The 18,930-nt window shown below is 38.1% G+C and carries 17 protein-coding genes; 9 read left to right on the top strand and 8 right to left on the bottom strand.

What is annotated here, in order from left to right; all coding sequences use genetic code 11:
* Positions 1-130: 130 nt before the first annotated feature.
* A complete protein-coding gene (locus ACH3O9_RS12730) occupies positions 131-574 on the bottom strand; it encodes a MotA/TolQ/ExbB proton channel family protein (RefSeq protein WP_416441009.1) in 444 nt (147 codons plus the stop codon).
* Between the two features lie 530 nt (positions 575-1,104).
* Between ACH3O9_RS12730 and ACH3O9_RS12735 the strand changes: the two genes are divergently transcribed.
* On the top strand, positions 1,105-1,869 hold the full coding sequence (locus tag ACH3O9_RS12735; protein ID WP_416441011.1) for a sensor histidine kinase: 765 nt from the start codon (positions 1,105-1,107) through the stop codon (positions 1,867-1,869).
* Positions 1,859-2,575, top strand: coding sequence for a LytR/AlgR family response regulator transcription factor (locus ACH3O9_RS12740; RefSeq protein WP_416441013.1), 717 nt, complete (start codon positions 1,859-1,861; stop codon positions 2,573-2,575). Before ACH3O9_RS12735 ends, ACH3O9_RS12740 begins: the two co-directional genes overlap by 11 nt.
* Positions 2,576-2,614: 39 nt before the next feature.
* Here ACH3O9_RS12740 and ACH3O9_RS12745 read toward each other — a convergent pair whose 3' ends face one another.
* The 5 genes from ACH3O9_RS12745 to ACH3O9_RS12765 form a co-directional block, all read right to left on the bottom strand.
* A complete protein-coding gene (locus tag ACH3O9_RS12745; RefSeq protein WP_416441015.1) occupies positions 2,615-3,136 on the bottom strand; it encodes a hypothetical protein in 522 nt (173 codons plus the stop codon).
* Position 3,137: 1 nt separating this feature from the next.
* Positions 3,138-4,754 (bottom strand): FMN-binding glutamate synthase family protein, encoded by a 1,617-nt coding sequence (locus ACH3O9_RS12750; RefSeq protein ID WP_416441017.1) that lies wholly within the window; start codon positions 4,752-4,754, stop codon positions 3,138-3,140.
* A 10-nt stretch (positions 4,755-4,764) separates the two neighbouring features.
* Positions 4,765-6,033, bottom strand: coding sequence for an amidohydrolase (locus ACH3O9_RS12755; RefSeq protein ID WP_416441019.1), 1,269 nt, complete (start codon positions 6,031-6,033; stop codon positions 4,765-4,767).
* A gap of 151 nt (positions 6,034-6,184) precedes the next feature.
* Positions 6,185-7,426 carry an amidohydrolase gene (locus ACH3O9_RS12760; RefSeq protein ID WP_416446692.1) on the bottom strand — a complete coding sequence of 414 codons (1,242 nt, stop codon included), beginning with the start codon at positions 7,424-7,426 and terminating at the stop codon, positions 6,185-6,187.
* Positions 7,427-7,480: 54 nt separating this feature from the next.
* Entirely contained in the window at positions 7,481-8,017 is a 537-nt protein-coding gene (locus ACH3O9_RS12765; RefSeq protein ID WP_416441021.1) for a DsrE family protein, read from the bottom strand.
* 140 nt (positions 8,018-8,157) lie between these two features.
* On the opposite strand from ACH3O9_RS12765, the gene ACH3O9_RS12770 reads away from it, so the two are divergent.
* Complete coding sequence (locus ACH3O9_RS12770; protein ID WP_416441023.1) at positions 8,158-10,476, top strand: ATP-dependent helicase; 2,319 nt, start codon at positions 8,158-8,160, stop codon at positions 10,474-10,476.
* A gap of 115 nt (positions 10,477-10,591) precedes the next feature.
* Here the strand turns inward: ACH3O9_RS12770 and ACH3O9_RS12775 are convergent, their stop codons facing one another.
* Positions 10,592-11,419 (bottom strand): UDP-2,3-diacylglucosamine diphosphatase, encoded by an 828-nt coding sequence (locus tag ACH3O9_RS12775; protein ID WP_416441025.1) that lies wholly within the window; start codon positions 11,417-11,419, stop codon positions 10,592-10,594.
* 158 nt (positions 11,420-11,577) lie between these two features.
* Between ACH3O9_RS12775 and aroC the strand changes: the two genes are divergently transcribed.
* The 6 genes from aroC to ACH3O9_RS12805 all read left to right on the top strand — a co-directional run bounded on the left by aroC (position 11,578) and on the right by ACH3O9_RS12805 (position 18,250).
* A complete protein-coding gene (gene aroC / locus ACH3O9_RS12780) occupies positions 11,578-12,642 on the top strand; it encodes a chorismate synthase (RefSeq protein ID WP_416441027.1) in 1,065 nt (354 codons plus the stop codon).
* 60 nt (positions 12,643-12,702) lie between these two features.
* Positions 12,703-14,151 carry a dicarboxylate/amino acid:cation symporter gene (locus tag ACH3O9_RS12785; protein ID WP_416441029.1) on the top strand — a complete coding sequence of 483 codons (1,449 nt, stop codon included), beginning with the start codon at positions 12,703-12,705 and terminating at the stop codon, positions 14,149-14,151.
* 153 nt (positions 14,152-14,304) lie between these two features.
* Entirely contained in the window at positions 14,305-15,105 is an 801-nt protein-coding gene (locus ACH3O9_RS12790) for a hypothetical protein (RefSeq protein WP_416441031.1), read from the top strand.
* Positions 15,106-15,169: 64 nt separating this feature from the next.
* A complete protein-coding gene (gene gshB, locus ACH3O9_RS12795; protein ID WP_416441033.1) occupies positions 15,170-16,201 on the top strand; it encodes a glutathione synthase in 1,032 nt (343 codons plus the stop codon).
* A 10-nt stretch (positions 16,202-16,211) separates the two neighbouring features.
* The gene (locus tag ACH3O9_RS12800) at positions 16,212-17,039 is read left to right on the top strand and encodes an N-formylglutamate amidohydrolase (protein WP_416441035.1); all 828 of its coding nucleotides are present in this window, start codon (positions 16,212-16,214) and stop codon (positions 17,037-17,039) included.
* A 53-nt stretch (positions 17,040-17,092) separates the two neighbouring features.
* Positions 17,093-18,250, top strand: coding sequence for a flavohemoglobin expression-modulating QEGLA motif protein (locus tag ACH3O9_RS12805; protein WP_416441037.1), 1,158 nt, complete (start codon positions 17,093-17,095; stop codon positions 18,248-18,250).
* A 4-nt stretch (positions 18,251-18,254) separates the two neighbouring features.
* On the opposite strand, the gene ACH3O9_RS12810 is transcribed toward ACH3O9_RS12805, so the two are convergent.
* Positions 18,255-18,929 (bottom strand): haloacid dehalogenase type II, encoded by a 675-nt coding sequence (locus tag ACH3O9_RS12810; RefSeq protein ID WP_416441039.1) that lies wholly within the window; start codon positions 18,927-18,929, stop codon positions 18,255-18,257.
* Position 18,930 lies beyond the last annotated feature (1 nt).

The following is an 18,930-nucleotide window of genomic DNA, read 5'->3' on the forward strand; positions in this document are numbered from 1 at the left end:
AACTCTTGTTAGTAAATACCATATAGAAAAAATATAACCGCTGTAAAAACGGGTATATAAAACATACTTTAATTTCTGGATTGTAGGAAAACTGAGATGAGGCGTTATAAAATCAAAATAAAGGATTTATCTAATTATTTTCTACAGCTTTTAACTTTTCCAGATCTTCAGTACGTATCCAGGTGAGAATAAAGGTTGCTAATCGGCCAAGAATAAAAGTAAATCCGCCAAAAATACCTGGTAGGAAAGTTAATTTTAAACCACCTGCCAGTAAACTGGGCGATATATCTCCCACAGCTTCAAAGGCATCGAAAACTTGAATTAATCCTATTAGTTGATTAAAAAAACCTATAACAAAGGCAAGCAATGCAATCTGATTTACAAGGCTAATCGCTTTTTTAAATTTAGGCTGGGTTGCTTTAAGTTGCATGACAGCTCGCGCAATTAAAAAAAGCATCAGCCCAAAACAAATAAGGATAAGCGTCATAGGGAATGTTCCTCCTTCTTGTATGCGGTTTCCCAATTGGGTAAAGAATCCTTGTTCTTGTAACACTAAAATAAGTAAAGCAGACATATTTATATTTTTTAAAGTTTGACAGGATCAAAACTAAATCTGTTTTTTCTGACTTTTAAAAATTTGCGACCAACTACCATTTTTAGAATGGATTTGACAGTTTTGCATTAAATTGATTTTGATAATTGTCCAACGCTGCAATATCCAGCTTTAAAACAGTCATTCATCTCGTAATTTTTGAATTGTAAATTTTATAAGTCAACTTTGAAAGTTAGATGAAGTTTTTAAAGCTATTTAAATATTTGGGTGAAAAGATACTGCTACACGGTATTTTTTGGTTCGCCGTATTGCTTTTCTATACTTTTTTCTTCGGTCAGGAAAAGACAACTTTTAAAATCGTTTTTCAATTTTCTTGTTTTCTATTACCCGCCACTATTGCGGTCACTTATGTATTTGTATATTTTCTTATACCAGATTATCTACTGAAGAAAAAATACATCTGGTTTATAGGTTACAGTATTTATACTTTAATATTTTCGGCAACTTTTATAATTTTTTCAAGCTTTTATGGTGTTGTTTTTCTCTCAGGAATGCCATGGGAAACTTTCCCTATAAAAAAGAGCATTTTATTCATAATTATAGCGGTTTATCTGGTTGTTGCGGTAGCCTGTGCTTTTAGCCTTCTTAAGCATAATTATCAAACTTTAGGTGAAAAGAAAGCTTTAGAAAATGAGATTTTAAATACCCAATTGCAATTACGTGAACAACAGCTTAATCAACTTAAAATGCAAATTCATCCACATTTTCTATTTAATACATTAAATACAATCTATGGTTTTGCATTAGCCCAAAATGAAAACACACCAGAACTTATTTTAAAACTTTCAAAACTGCTGGATTATATTTTATATCAGACAAATAAGCCATTAATTACCTTAAAAGAAGAAATAGATCACATAGAGGATTATATCGCTTTAGAAGCATTTCGCTTAGGCGAAAACTTAAGAGAATGCATTCTACTTGAGAACAGAGAGCAATACGATGAAATATTAATTGCGCCTATGCTTTTGCTGCCTTTTGTGGAAAACAGTTTTAAACATGGAAAAATCAAAAGCGATAATCTAAAAATGCATCTTAAAGTAGAGGGGAAGCAAATTCACTTTTATTTGAAAAATGAAAAAAGAACTGATATTTCTGCAATCGAAACTAACGGTGGGCTGGGATTAAAGAACATTAAACTACGCTTAGGCATTCTTTATAAAAAGGGATATACACTAGAAATTAAAGATGAAATTCATTTCTTTATAGTTGATTTATATTTGAATAGTACAGCACATAGATTAAATGAAAACTAAGATCAAATGCATTGTAGTTGACGACGAGCCTGTGGCCAGAGAGATTTTGCAAAGTCATCTATCAAAGATAGATGCTGTTGATGTTATTGGGTATTGCGCTGATGCGACAGAGGCTTTTAATCTTATCTCTACAGAAAATATAGATTTGATTTTTCTGGATATCAATATGCCTGGAATTTCTGGAATTTCATTTGCACGATCTATCAATAACAACGTCAAAATTATTTTTACAACAGCATATCGTGAATATGCTATTGATGGCTTTAACCTTCATGCCGTAGATTATTTATTAAAACCTATTTCTTTTGAGCGTTTATGGGAAGCAATTAGTCATTTTAAAGATACCTTCTGGAATCAGGAAAATCAAATTCAGCAAACAGGAAAGGAGGAATCAAAATTCATCTTTGTGCGCGTTGATAGAAAAATGATTAAGCTTAATTTTGATATGATCTATTACATAGAAAGTCTCAGTGATTATCTCAAAATACACACCGCCCAAAAATGTATCACAATACGTGAAAAAATCAGTGCTATAGAAGAAAAATTATCGCAAGAACAATTTTTGCGCACACATAGGTCTTTTATCGTATCAATTACTAATATTGAATCGTTTACAAATGAATACGTAATTGTAAACAATCACTCCATACCTATAAGCAGAAGTTACAAGGAAGACGTTCTGGGAATTTTAAATAAATATCAGTAGAACCTTAAATATAAAACCTTAAACTTAGAAGTCTAAATTTTATCCAAAAAGCTCTTTTACTTCTTTCTTCAAATATTCTAAAGCGACTACAGTAGGAGCCGGTTTGTCAAGAATCTCTTTTAAAACAGCTTCGCGCAATTGATTTGAAGTAGTTACTTCGGGCTTTAAAGCGTTCCCACGAACTAATTTGATGGTTCCGTTTTTAGCCGACTTTACGATATTCCATAATTCGTCGCTCATATAGATTTGCTGTGCGAGATTGTGTTCAAATTCCTGCTCGATATTTGCGATCAACAGTTTTTCATAAGAACTTTTATTAGTATCTGAGGGTGCAACACGCAATAGCAATTGTGACGGCGCAATGCGTTCTAAGAATAAAGTCAAGCGTTCATATGCCTGAAGTCTCACCGGTAAAATATCTGCCTGCATATCTTTATGTAAAAGAAATCGGCGTCTGCCGTCCTCATTCTCAATAAACCGATTAAAAAAGTAATATGCCAGTACGCCCACTACGATTGCCGGGCCTACTGCGATTAATATCTGTAATAAATTCTCTTCCATTTTAGTATCTAATTTCCTCTTTTCGCTCTGCTTTTTTGGCTTTTTTCTCCGCTTTTTCTTTGTTATAGTGACCACCCAAATGCGGGCAATCCTGCAAGGCTTTCATACTTTCAAATTTAACAGGAGTTTTATTATAACCAAATGAATTTGCCAGCGGTTGTACGAGACTTTTATCACCCAGGCTAAAATCAACATCTTCCATATTCATTTGCGCAGGATGTTCATATCCGCAGGCATGCGTAATTTCAAGAAGTTCTTTTCTAAAATTCTTAAAATAGTAATGGGTACGATCTGCCTTTTCAGGAATATTAATTCCTGCCTGCAACCATTTGTTTTGAGTAGCAACGCCAGATGGGCACGTATTGTTGTGACAGGATTGCGCCTGTATGCAACCTACGGCCATCATGGCTTCACGAGCAACATTTATAAGATCTGCCCCCATTGCAAACGCCATCGCTCCTTTGGCAGGAAAACCTAGTTTACCGCTACCTATAAATACGATTCGGTCTGTAAGCTTGTATTCTTTAAAAATTTTATAAACATCGCTAAATGCGAAAACCCACGGCAAAGAGACATGGTCTGCAAAACTGGGAGGAGCAGCACCTGTACCGCCTTCGCCACCGTCTATTGAGATAAAATCTGGTCCGCTATTGGTTTCAGCCATTGCAACAGCGAGCTGGCGCCATTGGTCTAATTTACCTATTGCTGCTTTAATACCTACGGGCAAACCCGTGGCTGCTGCGATCTCTTCTACAAAGTTGATCATACCGGGAACACCATCAAAAGCAGAATGTGTGGCTGGAGAAAGTACATCTTTACCCAAGGGCACGTGGCGTATTTCGGCAATTTCAGGAGTAATCTTAGATGCGGGTAAAACTCCACCTTTTCCGGGTTTTGCGCCTTGTGAAAGTTTAACTTCAATCGCTCGTATCTGCGGATTTTCAGCAACTAATTTTACCATTTTTTCTAGCGAGAAGCCACCATTTTCATCTCGTACACCAAAATATCCGGTTCCAATTTGAAATATAACATCTGCACCGGTTTTATGATAGGGTGATAGTCCGCCCTCTCCTGTATTGTGATAAGCGTGGGCTTTTTCGCAACCGCGGTTAAGGGATTCTATCGCCCGTGCAGATAATGATCCAAAACTCATCGCCGAAACATTGATTATTGAGCTGGGCCTAAAGGGTCTTTTTCTTTTATTAAAACCACCCATTACCTTTGCGCAGGGCAAAAAGTAGGGGTCTTTTGCATTAGGATGTTCTGCAGGTAGTTTATACGCCATCATGGCGTTGTTTATAAAAATATAATTGGGCTTGTAGATATCCTGATCTGTACCAAAGCCTTCATAGTTATTTTCATTTTTCGCGGAAGCGTAGATCCATCCTCTCTCGATCCTGTTAAAAGGTAATTCTTCACGGTTACTGGCAACCAGATATTGTCGTATTTCTGGGCCAATGCTCTCGAGCATATACCTGATGTGACCCACCAGCGGAAAGTTGTGAGTTATGGTATGTGATTTATTAAAGAAGATGTCGCGTATTGTAATAATTACAAGCACAGCGAGCAGCCATACCCACCAGGGCATGGTAGCAAGAAAATCAAGAAATGGGGTCATAAAAAATAGGTTATTGTCCTAAATAGTCTACCGTCATTTGTATGAAGGTTTTGACGCCCAAAAGTAAGCCACTTTCATCAATATAAAAATCTGGAGTGTGATGAGGTGCAGTTTCTTTTGCATCAACAGGACTACCACCCAGAAAAAAGTAAAGACCGGGAATCTCATTTGAAAAGAAAGAAAAGTCTTCTGCTCCTGTAATAGCTTTTATTATATGCACATTTTCTGCTCCGGCAGCTTTATCAAAAGAAGGTAGCATTTTTGCCGTAAGATCAGGATCGTTGTAAACAATAGGAGTTCCTTTTGGGATGTCAATAGTAGCTTCTGCTCTATATGCTGCAGCTATAGCAGGCACCATTTCTTTCATTCTGCGATTGATAAGTTCTTGCATATCATAATCAAGCGTGCGCAGCGTTCCCAGAATTTGAGCACTTTCAGGAATAATATTATTTCTCACCCCGCTACTAATCTTACCTATTGAGAGAACTGCGGCTTCTTCTGTTAGTGGAGCTTCACGCGAAATAATTGTCTGTAAACCATCAATTATTTTAACCGAAGCCATTATGGGATCAACGCTCGTCCATGGGGTAGAACCGTGGCTTGCTTTACCTTTTACATTAATTTCAAAGCTTTGTGCGGCCGCCATAATTCCGCCAGATTTATATGCAATCCTACCCACTGGCTGACCCGCAGCGATGTGAAGCCCGAAAATCGCATCTACATCAGGATTTTTAAGTACATTTTCTTTAACCATTAATTCTGCCCCACCTTCTTCATCTGCGGGAGCGCCTTCTTCTGCCGGTTGAAAAATGAATTTTATGGTTCCGGCAAAATCATTGTTTTTGGCTAGAACTTCTGCAACCCCCATCAGGATCGCGATATGCGTATCGTGACCACAAGCATGCATGACGCCAACCTCTTTGTCTAAATATGTGGTTTTTACAGTAGATTTAAACGGAAGATCACCGCGTTCTGTTACCGGAAGCGCGTCAATATCTGCCCGTAAACCGAGTACTTCACCTGGTTTTTTACCCACAAGAATACCTACTACTCCGGTTTTTGCAACTCCTGTTTCCACTTTTAAGCCAAGAGATTTTAAGTGTTTGGCAATTGTTTCGGCGGTATTAAACTCCCTATTAGAAAGTTCTGGGTGTTCATGAAAGTCTCTGCGCCATTCAATGACTTTGGGTTCAATATTTTCAATTGCTTTTTCAAATTCAACTTGAGCGAATAATAAGGTAGAGCATAGCAAGACAGCTGTAAATAATAAATTTTTCATAGGAAGGGTTGGATTGAAAAAAAGGCTGTATGACTTTTGTTAGTCAACCTGAACTCGTTTCAGGTTCACATTTATTGCAAAATATGATGCGATTCCGAAATAAATTCAGAATGACTTTTACTAAAATTATCACACAGCCTTTTTAATGTAATTATTGGGCGTTTAGATAATCTATAGTAAGTTGTGTCATTGTTTTAACACCAAGTAGTAGTCCGTCATCATCAATCATAAAGTCCGGTGTGTGATGTGGGTAAGCTTCCGTATTCCCTGGAGCCATTCCGCCAAGAAAAAAGTAAAATCCGGGAACTTCTTCCTGGAAGTAGCTAAAATCTTCACCGCCGGTTGTTGCTTTTACAAGTTCGACATGATCTGTACCGGCTACTTCCTGCAATGTGGGTAGCATTTGCTCAGTAAGTGCAAGGTCGTTATACGTGATAGAAGTATTATTTTGAAATTCTATAGTGGCGCTACCTCCATAGGTTTTGGCCAGACCTTCTGTCATTTCAGTCATGCGGTGTATGATGAGTTCACGCATTTCAGGGTCAAGGGTTCGTACAGTGCCAATCATTTCAGCCGTTTCCGGAATAATATTAAAACGCATACCGCTGGTAATCTTTCCTACAGTAATCACCGCTGCTTCTTCAACTAGCGGAGATTCCCTACTAATTATAGACTGAAAACCATCAATTATTTTAGCCGAAATATAAATAGGGTCTACACCGCTCCAGGGAGCAGAACCGTGTGTTTGTTTTCCTTTTACGTTTACAACAAAGCGTTCTACCGCTGCCATAGTTCCGCCGGGTTTGTAACGTATAGTACCTACCGGAGTAGCAGAATTTATATGTAAACCAAAGATCGCATCTACATCAGGATTTTTAAGAACACCTTCTTTGATCATAAGTTTAGCACCACCTTCTTCTCCGGGTGGTGGCCCTTCTTCAGCAGGCTGAAAAATGAATTTCACCGTACCGTTTATTTTGTCTTTATGTTCTGAAAGAATTTCGGCAACACCCATTAAAATTGCTACATGTGTGTCATGACCACAAGCGTGCATAACGCCTGTTTCCTGACCCAGGAAGTTTGCTGTAACATTACTTTTAAAAGGAAGATCGTTACGCTCTGTCACCGGTAAAGCATCAATATCTGCACGTAATGCGACGGTTTTTCCCGGTTTTGAACCTTTTAATATGCCTACAACACCGGTTTTTGCAACACCGGTTTGCACCTCAATACCTAGAGATTTAAGATGCGCGGCTATTTTTTTGGCAGTTTCAAATTCGCGGTTAGAAAGCTCTGGGTGTTCATGAATCTCATGACGCCACTCGATCACCTGATCTTCAAGAACTTCGGCGGATGCCATAAGTTCTTTATCTGCTGTTTGAGCCAGCATCATATTACCACCAGCTAGTAGTGCTAAGAGAAAGTAATTTTTGATCATAAATTGGTTTTAAAAGGTTATTCGTTGGTAACCATTATTCTGTAACTGAATTAATGCTGTCATCGCAGAGAGTGCAAATTGAGCATATTGCCATGTGTTTTCTTTAGTTAGACCTTTACTTCCGGCGGTTTGGCCACATAGGATAACGGGTACCTGGGCAGCATGCAGCGCTTCAAGCAAGTCAAGATTGGGATTATCTACACCGTATTTTTCTTTATAGAATTCATTTTTAAGTAAACCCATTGCAGCCTCACCGTGAACTACCATTACCGGTTTTAGATTTTCCTGCGGAATACCGGCATTCTCATGCATATTTAAAAATCGGGCTACAGTATTGAAATATCGGTTTAAATCGGCCGGATTTTCGGGAGCTTTTGCAATGTCAAAGACAACTTTAAATATTAGATCTGTATCTGTTTTAAAATCTGGATTAGGAACGCTAAATGTGGTTCCATAATTTTCTATCACTTTGCCCTTAACATGATCTTGAGCAAAACTATTAATTGCGATAAATAAGGCAAAAAGGATAAGAAGGGGTTTTTTCATCTGTATTTTTTAATAAAGTTTAAAGATATTTAAAAAAATGATAAAGAATGGTTCGATTTCTTCTGTTTATAAAAATGAAGAGATGAACTTACCCAATACATCAAGTTTGCTTAATTTCACGCACTAAAGAAAAGCTTGTTTTGGATAAATATTTAGAAGGATTAAATGAAGCTCAACGCGCCCCCGTTCTACAAAAGGACGGCGCTATGATGGTGATTGCAGGAGCGGGTTCTGGTAAGACAAGAGTGCTTACAATGCGTATCGCGTATTTGATGAGTAAGGGTGTAGATGCTTTTAATATTCTGTCGCTCACTTTTACCAATAAAGCGGCACGCGAAATGAAAAAGCGTATTGGTACTATTGTAGGAAACAGTGAGGCTAAAAATTTGTGGATGGGAACATTTCACTCTGTTTTTGCCAAGATTCTACGCATAGAAGGGCATCATCTGGGCTTTCCATCTAACTTCACGATCTACGATACTCAGGATTCTCAACGTCTAATTTCTGCAATCATCAAAGAGATGGGGCTAGATAAAGATGTGTACAAGTACAAGCAAGTTCATTCTCGTATTTCTTCCTATAAAAACAGCCTGATAACGGTTAAGGCCTACTTTCAAAATGCTGAATTAGTTGAAGCAGACGCTATGGCGAAAAAACCCCGCCTGGGCGAAATTTATCAGGAATATGTAGACCGTTGTTTTAAGGCGGGCGCGATGGATTTTGATGATTTATTGCTTAGAACCAATGAGCTTTTGGCTCGTTTTCCTGAAGTGCTGGCAAAATATCAAAAGCGTTTTCAATATATTCTGGTAGATGAGTACCAGGATACAAATCACTCGCAATATTTGATCGTAAAAGCACTTGCAGATCGTTATCAAAATATTTGTGTGGTGGGTGACGACTCACAAAGTATTTATGCTTTTCGCGGAGCTAACATTAATAATATCCTGAATTATCAGCGCGATTACGACGATGTTAAAGTGTACCGTCTGGAACAGAATTACAGATCTACAAAGAATATTGTAGAAGCAGCAAATTCTGTTATAGATAAAAATAAGACTAAACTAGACAAGGTTGTATGGACGGCAAATGATGATGGGCCTAAAATTATAGTGCATCGTTCGCCTACAGATGGTGAGGAAGGAAGATATGTGGCAAGTTCTATTTTTGAAAATAGGATGAATCAACAACTTCCGCATAGCGATTTTGCTATTCTGTATCGTACTAATGCACAGTCTCGTGCAATGGAAGATGCTTTGCGTAAGCGTGATATACCGTATAGAATTTTTGGCGGACTCTCATTCTATCAGCGTAAAGAGATAAAAGATGTACTCGCTTATTTGCGCTTATTAGTGAATACTAAAGATGAAGAAGCACTAAAACGGGTTATCAATTATCCTGCTCGCGGTATAGGAAACACTACTATTGACAGGTTGATCCTGGCTGCAAAACAGTATGATAAATCCATCTTTGAAGTGATGGAAAATATCAATCACATCCAGATCCAAATCAATAACAGTACAAAAAATAAGCTGTACAACTTCGTCAATATGATCAGAAGTTTTCAGATAACTGCTGAAAATGCTGATGCTTTTGTAACCGCAGAAGAAGTGGCTCGCAAGACAGGTTTATTGCAGGAGTTGAAAAAAGACGGAACGCCTGAAGGTATTGCCCGTATAGAAAATATAGAAGAATTACTTAATGGTATAAAAGATTTTGTAGAAGGGCAACGGGAACTAGCAGATGCAGACGGTTCACTTACAGAATTTTTAGAAGATGTTGCGCTTGCGACAGATATGGATAAAGATGTAGGTGATGATGACCGTGTTTCACTTATGACCATTCACCTGGCCAAAGGTCTTGAATTTCCCTACGTTTATATTGTGGGTATGGAAGAAGATCTTTTTCCCAGCGCTATGAGTATGAACACTCGAAGTGAATTAGAAGAAGAACGCAGGTTATTCTATGTTGCGTTAACAAGAGCTGAAAAACAAGCGTATTTAACTTATACAGAATCACGCTACAGATGGGGTAAGCTGGTAGATGCAGAACCCAGCCGATTTATAGAAGAAATAGATGAGGTGTATCTAGATATGCAAACTCCTATGGATTCTTACAGGTATAAACCTTTGATAGATCGCGATATCTTTGGCGATGTAGATAAGAGTAAATTACGACAGACCAAACCGCAAAGTGGTACTCCACCGCGAGCAGGTATGCCAACGGAAGATCAATTGCAAAAGTTGCGTAAAATAAAGCCGTCTTCACCTTCAACGCCACCACCAGATTATAATGGTAAATTGCAAGAAGGTACACATGTTGAGCATTCTCGCTTTGGCAGAGGACAAGTTGTAAAAATAGAAGGTGTAGGGCAGGATCAAAAAGCAGAGATAAATTTCGCTAAAGGCGGAATTAAAAAGCTTTTACTGCGATTTGCTAAGCTTGAGGTTTTAGATTAAATAAATTATAAATGTAAGATTGTTCCTAAATCTAAGGAGGTTCCTTGTGGGCCTTTACAAAATTGTATTGACAAAGAGGTGTTTTTAAAAGTAGCTGAATAAAAGTTTAAACTATTTATTTAGCAAAAAGAGTAATTGAAGCCAGCAAAGCCTCCGGATCAACTTCAGTGTTGAGGGATTCGTCAGGAACTGGCTTGGGAAGATTTAATTTTTCATATTCCATAAGTGACCAGGCGCTATTGTTGTATTCAAGGGCGGTAAGATTTTCTATCCAGTCCCCGCTGTTGAGATAAAGGCAAGAACCACCCTTGTGATGTACTTCCCGCATTTGTGGCTGATGTATATGCCCGCAAAGCACATAATCAAAATCATTTTCTATGGCGAGTTGGGCGGCAGTAACTTCAAAATCTGTTATAAAACTCACCGCTTTTTTTACGCTATTCTTTATTTTCTTTGATAAGGAATATTTTGGTTTTCCCAGTCGTACCAGCCACCAGTTTATAAAGCGATTAAAAAGTATAAGAAAATCGTATCCCCAGCCGCCAAGTTTTGCGATCCATTTTGTGTGCTGTATAGAAGCATCAAACACATCACCGTGAAAAATCCACGCTTTCTTACCATCAAGATTAAGCACAAGTTTATCTATAATAGAAATATTGCCCAGCCGCACGGGACTAAATTTGCGCAGCTTCTCATCATGGTTGCCGGTGATATAATATACACGCGTTCCTTTTGTGGCAAGAGCCATAACCTTTTTAAGAACCTGCATATGTGATTTAGGAAAGTATCTTTTTCTAAACTGCCAGATATCAACGATATCGCCATTAAGAATAAGCGTGCGCGGTTTTATGCTATCAAGATAATAGAGGAGCTCCTGTGCGTGAGAACCATATGTGCCCAGATGCACATCTGAAAGGACTACAATTTCAACTTTTCGCTTCAAGCTTTACTGTTTGTATCAAATAACACCCTTTATTGTTATTGTAACTTTATGAGAATATTAAATTAAAAACAGCTTTTAACACAGTTGTAAACAATTAGCTTGGGTAAGATGCGATTTTCTGCTCAAAAGCTGTTATTTTCGTCGTTCAAACATAAATTATGGCAGGAAATTCCTTTGGGAAGCTGTTTAAGCTAACAACATTTGGTGAGTCTCATGGCGAGGCAATAGGCGGTATTATAGACGGCTGCCCGGCTGGGCTTGAGATAGATCTTGATCTTGTAAATACAGATATGGAAAGGCGTAAACCTGGGCAATCTAAAATTGTTACCCAGCGCAAAGAGCCAGATACGGTTCAGTTTTTCTCAGGAATTTTTGAAGGGAAAACCACAGGAACGCCCATTGGTTTCAATATTGTGAATACCAATCAAAAATCACACGATTACAGCCATATAAAAGACACCTACAGACCATCTCATGCAGATTATACGTATGATAAAAAATACGGCGTGCGTGATTATCGCGGCGGTGGTAGATCTTCTGCCAGAGAAACCGCATGCAGGGTTGCCGCAGGTGCAATTGCAAAGCAGGTTTTAAAAGGGGTTAAGATTAATGCTTTTGTAGATTCTGTAGGTGATATTAGGATGGATACGCCCTATCAGGAACTCGATTTTACACAGATAGAATCTAATGACATCCGCTGTCCAGATCCCGCTTTCGCGAAAGCGATGATAGACAGAATAAAAGAAATTCGCAAAGCAGGAGATACCATAGGCGGTACAGTGATGTGCGTAATACAAAATGTGCCGGTGGGATTAGGTGAGCCTGTCTTTGATAAATTACATGCTGAATTAGGCAAAGCGATGCTCTCAATAAATGCTGTAAAAGGTTTTGAATACGGGAGCGGTTTTGATGGTGCTAAAATGAAAGGAAGTGATCATAATGATCTCTTTAATGCTGATGGAACCACACAAACCAATTTGAGCGGTGGCGTACAAGGCGGAATAAGCAACGGGATGGACATTTACTTTAGAGTTGCTTTTAAACCTGTTGCTACCATCATGCAAAATCAACCCACAATAGATAAAGAAGGTAATGCAGCAGTAATGCAGGGAAAAGGAAGACATGATCCTTGTGTTGTACCAAGGGCTGTGCCTATAGTAGAAGCTATGGCAGCGCTGGTTCTTGCAGATTACCTTTTGCTGGATAAAACCTCAAAAATATAGCCTAAAATCGGCATTTTTAAATAGAAAATCGGTCTAAACTATACTAAAAACTCCTCTTATATGAAAAAAATCGCCCTACACTGGAAAATTATTATCGGACTTGTTTTAGGGGTCATTTGGGCTTTATTATCCAGTCAGTTAGGGTGGAGCGAATTTACGATAGACTGGATCGCTCCTTTTGGGACAATATTTATCAATTTATTAAAATTGATAGCTGTACCACTTGTGCTGTTTTCTATAATTAATGGTGTTGCAAATATTGGTGATCCTTCTAGTTTAGGTAGAATGGGAGGAAAGACTTTACTGGCGTATTTAATAACTACTATTCTTGCTGTTTCTCTAGGTCTTTTGCTGGTAAATCTTATACAACCGGGTAAATGGGTAGATGATGCAAGTCGTATAGATAACAGGATAAGTTATGAGATCTGGGCAGACTCACAGGGTTTGCAGATAAAAGATGGTGTAAATTACCTGCAGGATCCCAAATTTATGGAACGTGCTCGCGAGATCTCAGACCTTTCAAGAGCAGAACTTAATGATGCTGCGGTAAGCGATAAAATGAGCACTGCTAATCAGGCTAAAGAATCTGGGCCTCTGCAACCTTTAGTAGATCTGGTGCCTCAGAATTTCTTTCAGGCATTAGGTGATAACGGCCTCATGCTGCAGGTCATCTTCTTCGCATTATTCTTTGGTATAAGCCTGCTTTTTATTCCCAATGAGAAATCGGCTCCCATCACTCGCGCTGTAGATGGCATTATGGAAGTCTTCTTAAAAATGGTAGATCTGGTAATGCAGGCCGCTCCATTTTTTGTATTCGCTTTGCTTGCGGGCGTTGTGAGTAAAATGGCCGGGGACGATTTAGGTAAAGTTGTAGAGATATTTAAAGGGCTTAGTTGGTACTCGCTTACAGTTCTGCTTGGTTTAGGATTAATGGTTTTCTTAATTTACCCTATGCTCGTAAAATTATTCGTAAGAGTTATATCATACACAGATTTCTTTAAAGGAATGGGCCCAGCACAAGCCCTTGCATTTTCAACTTCCAGCAGTGCGGCTACTTTACCGGTAACGATGGAATGTGTTGAAGATAATCTTGGGGTAGATAAAAAGATAACTAGTTTTGTGCTTCCAATTGGTGCGACTGTAAATATGGACGGTACCTGTCTTTATCAGGCTGTGGCTGTGGTATTTCTTGCTCAATTACACATGATCGATCTTACTTTAGGTCAACAACTTACCATCGTTTTAACGGCGACGCTTGCTTCAATTGGATCTGCAGCAGTGCCTAGTGCCGGTCTCGTTATGTTAATTATTGTGCTTCAGTCAGTTGGGTTGAATCCTGCCTGGATAGGAATTATCTTACCTGTAGATCGTATTCTCGACATGTGCAGAACGGTAGTAAATGTAACAGGTGATGCTACGGTTTCTTCAATTATAGCAAAGGGTGAGGGCATGATACACCATACGCCTAATAAAGATCCGGATGCAGCTTTTGACATAGACGAGAAATAAAAGCCTAATCGAATATACTTGTAAGTATATCGATATTAACATATTATCTTCAGGTATACAATATAGTTATTAGTATTTTTAAATACCCAAACTATTAGCATATTCCCTTCATTTTGAACTTTTCCTACCTAATCCTCAAAAATATTATTAGGTATGAAGATATATTTACTCTTTTTCTTTTGTTTATCATTTTCAATTCTATCTGCTCAGGTGGGCATAGGAACAACTGATCCTAGTGAAGCTTCTATGCTCGAAGTAAGCAGTACTTCTAACGGAACAGATTATAAAGGGTTGATGCCACCACGTGTCACTATAGAACAGCGTGATCTTATTGAGCCAGATAGTGACGATATTGGTCTTTTAGTGTTTGTAAACGATCCCGATGATTCTAAATATTGTTTACAAATATGGAATGGAGATTCCTGGCAGGATGTCTATTGCCTGCAAAATATAGGGTTTGCCAATGTGGCGCAGAATTTTGATTCGGCAGATTCATGGGGTTATGAAAGTGATATTCCATTTTTTGATAATGGTAATGATGGTTTTTATGGAATAACAGACAATTCTAATTTTACAGATATAACAACCTTAACCAATAACTTTCTTGGTTTTAACGATCTTGACGATGAGGGTGAAAATGGAACAGGCGATTTTGCAACTCTAACTTTTGATACCGTAGATACTTCACTGGCGCCTAATGGGGTGACGATATCTTTTGATTATGAATTCTTTGAATTTGATAATAGTGATGACAGTTTTTATACGGTTGTGATCGATGGGATAGACCAACCTGAAGAACAGCTTATTGAAGGAGAAAGTGACAGATCACTTGAGGGGTCTGTAGAAGTAGAAATTCCCGCAGGAACATCTTCGGTTGCATTACGTGTACGCATTCAGCAAAATGGCGCAGATGACTACGGTGGTTTTGATAATTTTAGTGTTTCGGCCAATTAAAAGCTCAATAAAGCTGCTTTTCTCTATCTTTAAAAGATTTTAATTATCTCTTAAAAGATATCAAATGAATGTATGCTTTTTAATGTATCCCTGGCAGGATATGAAACCCGAAGATGACACTTCTTTATCGCTAATACGTGAATGTGTAAAAAGAGGACATGGTGTAGCCACAACTACACCTGCTAACTTAACCATTAGAGATAGTGTAACATTTGCCTTCTGTAAAGTTATATTAAGGCAGGAAAAGGTGCCGCCAACTTTAAAAGCATTTCATGCAAAAGCTAAATTTAGAGATGAGATGTTACCATTAGCTGGGTTTGATGTTATCATTTTGCGTAGCAATCCGCCGCTGGACACGATAATGCTCAACTTCTTAGATTCAGTTAAAGATGATGTGTTTATCATGAATAGTATTGATGGTATAAGAAGAGCAAACAATAAATTGTACACTGCAGTTTTTGAAGATGAGCAAAATACATTTATTCCTAAAACGCACGTAACTAAAAATAAAGAGTACTTAACCCAAATCATAAAAGAATCTACTAAAGATAAAATGATCTTAAAACCGCTAAATGGTTTTGGAGGTTCAGGAGTGATATTGATCGAGAAAAGTGCCATGAACAGTATTAGTTCGCTGCTTGATTTTTACATTAACAATAAAGATGGTTCTTCTAATTATGTAATCTTGCAGGATTATATTGAAGGAGCAGACCAGGGAGATGTGCGTATCTTATTACTTAACGGAAAACCCATTGGTGCCATGCGTCGTGTGCCGGGAGAAGATGACCACCGCTCTAATGTAAGTGCTGGCGGCAGTATAGCAAAACATGTGCTAACAAAACAGGAAAAAGAATTATGTCGCCGTATAGGTCCTAAACTTGTAAAAGATGGACTTTATTTTGTAGGCATCGATGTGATAAACGGAATGCTGGTTGAGGTTAATGTTATGAGTCCGGGTGGTATCACTTATATGAACAGGGTTTATAAATTGAAACTACATGAAAAAGTGATCAATTTTGTTGAAGACATGGTAATATCTAAAGTAACCCGACTAGATAGAAGGGCAAAACTGCGTAAGCATGTAGATGAAGCTTAATTTATAAACTATGCAGCGCCTTCCTATAGAACACATCATCGCAAAAATACAACAGGAAGAAATATTTAACGCTGTAGCAGAAGACTACTCCTTTACATTAAATATTAAAAGTTATTCCCACTACGTATGTGCTGCAGTACATGACGGTCATCAGTTTAGGAAAGAATTATGGGATAACTGTCTGCACTCAGAATATGACCGCTGGTATGAGGAAGATCCTTGTACTAAGTATATTGTAGAAAATCAGCCTATTGTTTTAGCCGGTCGAGATAGTCGTTTTGAGTACGATTTAAATCGGGATCCTGACAACGCTATCTATGAAGATGCCTGGGGTAAAAAACTTTGGCGAGAACCGCTTTCTCTAGAAGAAAAAAATAAAAGTCTCAATAAGCACAACGCTTTTTATCAAGTGGTAAATGCCCTGATTAAAAAGCTTGAAGAAATTCATCAACTAGTGATCGTTTATGATATGCATTCATACAACAGGAAGCGGTGGGAGCGGGAAGTACCTGTTATTAATTTAGGTACATCTAATATAGATAACGAGCGCTTTTCAGCTTTCGCGAAAGCATGGCGGGATGATCTCAAACAGATTAAATTACCTTATGATATTAGGACCACCTCTGCGATAAACGACACATTTCAGGGTAATGGGTATTTCTTAAAATATATAACTCAACACTTTAAAAACACATTGGTGCTGGCGACTGAGTTTTCTAAAATCTACTGCGATGAGCTTAACGGCGTCATATTCCCTGAAGTGACAGAAGCTATAAAAATGCAGCTAAAGCCTATTCTTGAGCAACACGCCACTTATTTTTATAAGAATGCGAAATAGCTAAATTCGGTGGATTGTCTTGTAAATCTTACCTTTGCCGCAAATTGTAAAATATGATTGCAGAAGGCGTAGATGTAAATTCACATTTGTTTGAACTAGATCAAAATCTAGACAGGCTTGTGCGGGATATTGAGTTGCTTAACTACCTCAATCCTTTAAACATCGAGCTCGAGAAGAAACGATTTTTTGCTTCAAAATATACTGAGAACCCTCAATTTAAATATCGTAAACTCAAATTTGATCCCTACAGAATGCAGCGGTTATTCTTCAATCAGCGTCTTGAGCGTATACATGATGAAGAGATACGCAGGTTATATGAGGAGATTATCTATGAATATTCTGGTCTAATACAATGTATTGAGAGCATAGGTCAGGGTAAGCGCTTTTACTTTAATTGCCTTAAGGTTTTTGGTACACCTAAAGAACGGGATGTAGAAAATGCCCGCTTTATTTTGCATTTTGCTAATGAGGAAGGTCTAGACGAAATGCTCCCGCGTTTTAATGCAGATGAAGCCGAAGCCTATTTTAGAACTTTCGCGAAACAATACGATTTTAAATTCAACATTAAGCAATCTACCAATATTTCGGCGGCGGCCATGGTGCTTAATTCCTCTGAAACTCTTGTTCTTAAAAAGAACCATAAATTTAGTGAAAATCAACTAAAAGTTCTTGCAAACCATGAGATAGGTGTGCACATGGTCACTACTTTTAATGGCAAAAAACAGCCGTTAAAAATCTTCTCAAACGGCTTTGTAAGCAATACTGAAACTCAGGAAGGTCTGGCTGTTTTTAGCGAGTATATGAGCGGTTGCCTTACTATGAAACGCATGAAAGAGTTGGCTTATCGCGTAATTGCTGCAGATAGTTTAATAAAAGGTTACGCTTTTTCAGACACTTTTGATTTGCTGTACAGTCAATATAAACTAGATAGAGAAACTGCGTGGTCTATAACTTTAAGAGCACACCGCGGTGGCGGATTCACAAAAGATTTTGTTTACCTCACTGGCTTGAAAAAGATCTATGATGCGTATCAAAAGGGAGAAAACTACAAACTATTACTTAGCGGAAAAGTAACTCAGGATTATGCGCCTACAATTGAAAAATTATTACAACTAGGTCTGGCTGTACCTAATACGCACGATTCCTTTTCATTTGAAAAAAACAAAAACACGCATAAAAAACTCGATTTTATACTTGAAAACCTCAAATAACCGGTTAATTATTAGCAGCGAGATTTTTAGCCAGTTCTACCAGATTTTTGGCCGTAAAAGTCGGTTTTTCTGCTAATGGGTACAGGAATTTACCAGGTCTGTTTATAAATGCCGTTTGTAAACCAGCGCGCATAGCCCCTGTAACATCCCAACCGTGAGCGGCGACCATTAGTGTATTTTCTGGTTCTCTGTTAAAAATGGTATAGATCAATTCATAAGTCTCGTGATGTGGTTTGTACTTGCTCACGCTGTCTACACTATAAATATCTGAAAAGAACGTGTCTATTTTCGCGAAAGCTAATTGTTCTTTTGCTGTTGGAAGATTTCCGTTTGTTAGGGCAACAAGAGTAAATCCCTGCTCTTTTAAAGCTTTAAGTCCTTCAATTACATCATCGTGCGGCGGCAGATTTTTTATTTGGCTTAAAATGGATGTGGCTTCATCATCTGCGATCTCAATCTCAAACTGTTGAGCCGTCATTTTAAAAGTAGCTTTTCCTATGGTGCTAAAATCTGGGTAGCCGCCGGTGATTGTTTCTACCAGCGAATAATGCAGCAAGGTGCGAAACCAAATTTCAAAAGCCGACTCATTTTTTAATGCTTTGTTTATTTTTAGTTTTAGTGGGGTGAGATCAAGCAATGTCTCATTTACATCAAAAATTAAAAGGTCTGGCGCTTTCATA

It is taken from the genome of Leeuwenhoekiella sp. A16, from assembly GCF_047946675.1.
Taxonomy (GTDB): Bacteria; Bacteroidota; Bacteroidia; order Flavobacteriales; family Flavobacteriaceae; genus Leeuwenhoekiella.